We start from the raw sequence: 6,851 nt of genomic DNA, 5'->3' as shown, positions 1-6,851 counted from the left end.
CTTGGCCAGTGTCTTGGCCAGTGTCTTGGCCAGTGTCTTGGCCAGTGTCTTGGCCAGTGTCTTGGCCAGTGTCTTGGCCCGCGTCTCGGCCCACGTCTGGCCTCGGTTTCGGCCTTCGCCCGGTGGGCTGGAACGATCGCGCTCGCCGGGCTCCCGGCCGCGGGAGGCTGCCCAACTTGGTTAAAGACTGCCCGGGGGAAGCTCAAGCGGGCGAACCGAAACGGGGGCCCGGCGCGGGGCCGCCGCGGCGGATCCTGGCCTGCGGGTCTCCGGCCCATGCGAATTCGCTTGCGCCCCTTCGACTACGAATATAAAGATATCTTTATGTCTAGCGAGAGCAGCCCCGGGACGGCTTCGCCAACGGCTTCGGTGCCCTTTGCCGAGGCCCTCGCCGTGTTGCGCGCCGCCGCCGAGGAGACACGCCTGCGCATTCTGGCGCTGCTGGCGGAGGGCGAGCTGTCGGTCTCCGACCTCACCGACATCCTGGGTCAGTCGCAGCCGCGCATCTCGCGCCATCTCAAGCTTCTCGTCGAATCCGGGCTGATCGAGCGCCATCGCGAGGGGGCTTGGGCGTTCTTCCGCCTGCGGGAGGCGGCGATCGGCTTCGTCGAGCCGTTGATCGCCGCGCTCAAGCGCGAGGCGCCGCCGCTCTCCGAGGATCGGGCCCGGCTCGATTCGGTGCGGGCGCAGCGCGCCGAGGCCGCCCAGACCTTCTTCGCCCGCCTCGCCCCCAAATGGGACCGGCTGCGCTCGCTCCATGTCCCCGAGGCGACCGTCGAGGCGGCGGTTCTCGCCGCCCTCGGCGACCGGCCGATCCGTCACGTGGTCGATCTCGGCACCGGCACCGGCAAGATGCTGGCCCTGCTGGCGCCCCGCGCCGGCCGCGCCACCGGACTCGATTCGAGCCACGCCATGCTCTCCGTCGCCCGGGCGAACCTGGAGCAGGCCGGCCTGTCGCGGGTCGATCTGCGCCAGGGCGACCTGCACGCGCCGCCCTTCGGCCGGGCGGGCTTCGATCTCGTGGTGCTGCATCAGGTGCTGCATTATCTGGACGATCCGGCCCGGGCGCTTCGCGAGGCCGCCCGCCTCGTCGCTCCGGGCGGACGCCTTCTCGTGGTCGATTTCGCGCCCCACAGCCTGGAACAGCTGCGCGAGACCCAGGCCCATCGCCGCCTCGGGTTCAGTGCCGAGCAGGTGACGGGCTGGCTGGTCCAGGCGGGCCTCGGCCGGGTCGAGAGCCGCCATCTCGCCCCCGACGACGGCACCGAGCATCCGCTCACCGTCACGCTCTGGCTCGCCCACGATGCCGCGATCCGTCCGGCGGCGCAGGATGAGCGGGCGGTGGCCTGACATCGGGGCCCGACGCGATTTCGTCACGGGCAAGACGAGACGGGCAAGACGAGACGGCCAAGATCAATACGGCCAAGCCGACACGACTGAGACATGATCCGACAACAAGACCGAATGGACACGAAGGGACGAGATCCGATGCCCAGCGCTTCCCAGCACCGCGCCAGCCGCGACGGCTTCCGCCCGATCCGCGTCTCGATCGAGTTCTTTCCGCCCAAGACCGAGGAGATGGAGAAGATCCTCTGGTCCTCGATCGAGCGACTGGCGCCGCTGCAGCCCAAATTCGTCTCGGTGACCTACGGCGCGGGCGGCTCCACCCGCGAGCGCACCCACAACACCGTGGCCCGCATGGTGCGCGAGACCAGCCTCAAGCCCGCCGCCCATCTCACCTGCGTGAACGCCACGCGGGAGGAGATCGACGCGGTGGTGCAGTCCTACTGGGATGCGGGCGTGCGCCACATCGTGGCCCTGCGCGGCGATCCGGCCGAGGGCGTCGGCTACACCTACCGGCCGCATCCCGGCGGCTACGCCCAGACGTCCGATCTGGTGGCCGGCATCAAGCGGATCGGCGACTTCAAGGTCTCGGTCTCGGCCTATCCGGAGAAGCACCCGGAGGCCGCCTCGCTCGATGCCGATATCGACGCCCTCAAGGCCAAGGTCGATGCGGGCGCCGATCAGGCGATCACCCAGTTCTTCTTCGACAACGAGATCTATCTCCGCTACCTCGACAAGGTGCGTGCCGCCGGCATCGAGATCCCGATCATCCCGGGCATCCTGCCGGTGCAGAACTTCAAGCAGGCGGCCAACTTCGCCCGCCGCACCGGCGCCTCCGTGCCCTACTGGCTCGCCGCCCGCTTCGAGGGGCTGGAGAACGACGTCGAGACCCGCCGCCTCGTGGCCGCCGCGGTCGCCGCCGAGCAGGTGCTCGACCTCGTCGACCAGGGCGTGGAGGATTTCCACTTCTACTCGATGAACCGCTCCGACCTCGTCTACGCCATCTGTCACCTGCTCGGCCTGCGCTCGCAGGCCCCGAAGGCGGCCGCGAAGGCGGCGTAACCGCCCGCTTCTCCCCCCTGATCCCCTCCTGAAATGCCGAGTGTCAACTCAGCCGCGAAGGGGGTCTCCAGGGTTCACCGTGCCTTCCGGAGGTCTCCTTCGAGGCCTCCGCTTCGCTCCGGCACCTCGGGATGAGGTGGGTTGATGGGACCGACGCTTTCGGCCATCGCCATCCCGGAAAATCCAGGATCGTCCGACATGACCACCTTCCCCCCCGTCGACGGCACCGAGATCGAGCGCGCGCTCCGCGAGCGCGCGGCGGAGAAAATCCTCGTCCTCGACGGGGCGATGGGCACGGTGATCCAGCGCCTGAAATTCTCCGAAGAGGATTTCCGGGGCGAGCGGTTCAAGGACCACGGTCACGATCAGAAGGGCAACAACGACCTCCTGATCCTGACCCAGCCCGACGCGATCCGTCAGATCCACCTCGATTATTTCCTCGCCGGCGCCGATGTCTGCGAGACCAACACCTTCTCCGGCACGACGATCGCCCAGGCCGATTACGGCATGGAATCGATCATCCACGAGCTGAACGCGGAGGGCGCGCGGCTGGCCCGCGAGGCCGCCGCACTGGCCGAGAAGCAGGACGGCCGCCGCCGGTTCGTCGCCGGCGCCATCGGCCCGACCAACCGCACGCTGTCGATCTCGCCGGACGTGAACAATCCCGGCTACCGCGCCGTCACCTTCGATCAGGTCAAGCAGGCCTATGTCGAGCAGGTGCGCGGCCTGATCGACGGCGGCGCCGAACTCATCCTGATCGAGACGATCTTCGACACGCTCAACGCCAAGGCGGCGATCGCCGCCGCGTGGCAGGTCTTCGACGAGACCGGCATCCGTCTGCCGATCCAGATCTCGGGCACCATCACCGATCTGTCCGGCCGCACCCTCTCGGGCCAGACCCCGGGGGCGTTCTGGAACTCCCTGCGGCATTCCTCGCCGCTGACCTTCGGCCTCAACTGCGCGCTCGGCGCCAAGGAAATGCGCGGCCACATCGCCGAGCTCAGCCGCCTCTGCGACACCCTGGTCTGCGCCTATCCGAATGCCGGCCTGCCGAACGAGTTCGGCCTCTACGACGAGAGCCCGGAGGCCATGGGCAAGCTCGTCGGCGAGTTCGCCGAGTCGGGCCTCGTCAACATGGTCGGCGGCTGCTGCGGCACCACGCCGGACCATATCCGCGCCATCGCGGAGGCCGTCGCCGGCAAGACGCCGCGCCCGATTCCCGAGATCCCGCGCCTGATGCGGCTCTCCGGCCTGGAGCCCTTCGTGCTCACGAAGGAGATTCCCTTCGTGAATGTCGGCGAGCGCACCAACGTCACCGGCTCGGCCAAGTTCAGGAAGCTCATCACCAACGGCGATTACGCCGCCGCGCTGGATGTGGCCCGCGATCAGGTCGCGGCCGGCGCCCAGGTGATCGACGTCAACATGGACGAGGGCCTGCTCGACAGCCAGAAGGCGATGGTCGAGTTCCTCAACCTCGTGGCCGCCGAGCCCGACATCGCCCGCGTCCCGGTGATGGTCGATTCCTCGAAGTTCGAGGTGATCGAGGCGGGCCTCAAATGCATTCAGGGCAAGCCGATCGTGAACTCGATCTCCATGAAGGAGGGAGAGGAGAAGTTCATCGAGGCCGCCAAGGTCTGCCGTTCCTACGGCGCGGCGGTGGTCGTGATGGCCTTCGACGAGCAGGGCCAGGCGGATTCCTACGAGCGCAAGGTCGAGATCTGCACCAAGGCCTATCGTATCCTGACCGAGCAGGTCGGCTTCCCGCCGGAAGACATCATCTTCGATCCGAACATCTTTGCCGTCGCCACCGGCATCGAGGAGCACAATCCCTACGGCGTCGCCTTCATCGAGGCGACGCGGACGATCCGCGAGACGCTGCCCCACGCCCATATCTCGGGCGGCGTGTCCAACCTGTCCTTCGCCTTCCGCGGCAACGAGCCGGTGCGCGAGGCGATGCACGCGGTGTTCCTGTTCCACTGCATCAAGGCGGGCATGGACATGGGCATCGTGAATGCCGGCCAGCTCGCGGTCTACGACGAGATCCCGGCGGAGCTGCGCGAGCTGTGCGAGGACGTGGTCCTCAACCGGCGGGAGGATTCCACGGAGCGCCTGCTGGAGGCCGCCGAGCGCTTCAAGTCCGGCGCCTCGGCCCAGGCCAAGACCGCCGATCTCTTCTGGCGCGAGGCCCCGGTCGAGAAGCGCATCGAGCACGCGCTGGTCAACGGCATCACCGAGTACATCGTCGCGGACACCGAGGAGGCGCGCCAAGGCGCCGAGCGCCCGCTCCACGTCATCGAGGGCCCGCTGATGGCCGGCATGAACGTGGTCGGCGACCTGTTCGGCTCGGGCAAGATGTTCCTGCCGCAGGTGGTGAAGTCCGCCCGCGTGATGAAGCAGGCGGTGGCCTATCTCGAACCCTTCATGGAGGAGGAGAAGCGGGCCAATGGCGGCACCGGTCAGCGCCAGGCCGCCGGCAAGGTGCTGATGGCGACCGTGAAGGGCGACGTCCACGACATCGGCAAGAACATCGTCGGCGTCGTGCTGGCCTGCAACAACTACGAGATCATCGATCTCGGTGTGATGGTGCCGGCCGCCAAGATCCTGGAGACCGCCAAGCGCGAGAAGGTCGACATCGTCGGCCTGTCGGGCCTGATCACCCCCTCCCTCGACGAGATGGTCCACGTCGCCGCCGAGATGGAGCGCGAGGGCATGGACATGCCCCTTCTCATCGGCGGTGCCACGACGAGCCGCGTCCACACCGCGGTGAAGATCCATCCGTCCTACGCCAAGGGGCAGGCGGTCTACGTCACCGATGCGAGCCGCGCGGTGGGCGTGGTGTCGAGCCTGATCTCGAAGGAGACGCGTGGGGCCACCATCGAGAAGGTGCGGGCGGAATACGCCAAGGTCGCCGACGCGCATGCCCGCTCGGAACTCGACAAGCAGCGCCTGCCGCTGGCCAAGGCCCGCGCCAACGCCTTCAAGGTGGACTGGTCCGGCTACCAGCCGAAGAAGCCGAGCTTCACCGGCACCCGCGTCTACGGCTCCTACGAGGTCGCCGACCTCGTTCCGTATATCGATTGGACGCCGTTCCTGCAGACCTACGAGTTCAAGGGGCGCTACCCCGCGATCCTCGACGATCCCGAACAGGGCCCGGCGGCGCGCGCCCTGTTCGAGGACGCGCAGGCGATGCTGAAACAGATCGTGGAGGAGCGCTGGTTCAACCCGAAGGCGGTGATCGGCTTCTGGCCGGCCAACAGCGTCGGCGACGACATCGCGCTCTATACCGGCGAGAGCCGCTCGGAAAAGCTCGCCACCTTCCACGGCCTGCGCCAGCAGCTGTCGAAGCGCGACGGGCGTCCCAACACCTCGATCTCCGACTTCGTGGCGCCCGTCGAGACCGGCATCGCCGACTACGTCGGCGCCTTCGTGGTGACGGCGGGGCTGGAGGAAGTGCGCATTGCCGAGCGCTTCGAGCGGGCGAACGACGATTACCGCTCGATCCTCGTCAAGGCGCTCGCCGACCGCATCGCCGAGGCGTTTGCGGAGCGGATGCACGAACGCGTCCGCCGCGAGTTCTGGGGCTACGCACCCGACGAGACCTTCACGCCCGACGAGCTGGTCCACGAGAAGTACGACGGCATCCGGCCGGCGCCGGGCTACCCGGCCCAGCCCGACCACACCGAGAAGGTCACGCTGTTCGACCTGCTCCAGGCGGAGCGCCGCATCGGCGTGAAGCTCACCGAGTCCTACGCCATGTGGCCGGGCTCGTCGGTGTCGGGCCTCTACCTCGCCCACCCGCAGGCGCATTACTTCGGCGTCGCCAAGGTCGAGCGCGATCAGGTCGAGGATTACGCCCTGCGCAAGGGCATGGACGTGGCCGAGGTCGAGCGCTGGCTCGGGCCGATCCTCAACTACGATCCCGGCCGGTACCTCAAGGCGGCGGCCGAATAGGTCACACCCGGCGCGGGATCGCCCCCGCGCCGGCACTTTGCCCTTGCCGGGTCGGGCCCCGGCGGGGCAAGCCGACGGACCGGCCGGAGCGGCGACGCTTCGGCCCCTTCAGGAAACAGTCCGATGCGCCCCACGCTCCTCGTCCTCGCCGCGGCCCTGGCCTGCGGTCTCGCCGCCTGCAGCAGCACGGAGTCCGGCAATTCGGGCCTGTCGCAGAGCTTCGACACCGGCAATTACCGCCGCTCGAACGACACCAACGGCACGATGGACCGCAAGGACGTGAACCGCGCCTACACGCAGCCCTCGCTGCCCTCGATCGCCAATCGCGGGTTCTGATTTCTCTTCGAGAATCAGGCAGCCGGGTCTCACCGGCTGCCGGATCCTCATCCCAACCCACCGCCCTCATCCTGAGGTGGCGGCGCGAAGCGGCGCCCTCGAAGGAGGGCTCCAGGGCTCGCTGAGATATCTGGAGCCCTCCTTCGAGGCCCGCTGGT

At 68.2% G+C, this 6,851-nt stretch carries 4 protein-coding genes; all 4 read left to right on the top strand.

Going from position 1 to position 6,851, the window contains the following annotated elements:
• Positions 1–324: 324 nt before the first annotated feature.
• The 4 genes from OWC43_RS12425 (at position 325) to OWC43_RS12410 (ending at position 6,693) form a co-directional block, all read left to right on the top strand.
• Positions 325–1,350 carry a metalloregulator ArsR/SmtB family transcription factor gene (locus OWC43_RS12425; protein WP_137830450.1) on the top strand — a complete coding sequence of 342 codons (1,026 nt, stop codon included), beginning with the start codon at positions 325–327 and terminating at the stop codon, positions 1,348–1,350.
• 138 nt (positions 1,351–1,488) lie between these two features.
• Entirely contained in the window at positions 1,489–2,406 is a 918-nt protein-coding gene (metF, locus tag OWC43_RS12420; protein WP_137830449.1) for a methylenetetrahydrofolate reductase [NAD(P)H], read from the top strand.
• A gap of 198 nt (positions 2,407–2,604) precedes the next feature.
• Positions 2,605–6,357, top strand: a complete 3,753-nt coding sequence (metH, locus tag OWC43_RS12415) for a methionine synthase (RefSeq protein ID WP_393956911.1) — start codon at positions 2,605–2,607, stop codon at positions 6,355–6,357.
• 123 nt (positions 6,358–6,480) lie between these two features.
• The gene (locus OWC43_RS12410) at positions 6,481–6,693 is read left to right on the top strand and encodes a hypothetical protein (RefSeq protein WP_137830447.1); all 213 of its coding nucleotides are present in this window, start codon (positions 6,481–6,483) and stop codon (positions 6,691–6,693) included.
• Positions 6,694–6,851: the final 158 nt, after the last annotated feature.

The organism is Methylorubrum sp. POS3 (genome assembly GCF_043352485.1).
Classification (GTDB): Bacteria; Pseudomonadota; Alphaproteobacteria; order Rhizobiales; family Beijerinckiaceae; genus Methylobacterium; species Methylobacterium suomiense.
Note: the sequence above shows the minus strand (reverse complement) of the source record. Positions and strands in the feature narration are given on the sequence as shown.

Excerpts from the sequence above, each read along its gene's own strand:
- metF (WP_137830449.1), top strand. The coding sequence starts at position 1,489 with ATGCCCAGCGCTTCCCAGCACCGCGCCAGCCGCGACGGCTTCCGCCCG.
- metH (WP_393956911.1), top strand. The coding sequence starts at position 2,605 with ATGACCACCTTCCCCCCCGTCGACGGCACCGAGATCGAGCGCGCGCTC.
- OWC43_RS12410 (WP_137830447.1), top strand. The coding sequence starts at position 6,481 with ATGCGCCCCACGCTCCTCGTCCTCGCCGCGGCCCTGGCCTGCGGTCTC.
- OWC43_RS12425 (WP_137830450.1), top strand. The coding sequence starts at position 325 with ATGTCTAGCGAGAGCAGCCCCGGGACGGCTTCGCCAACGGCTTCGGTG.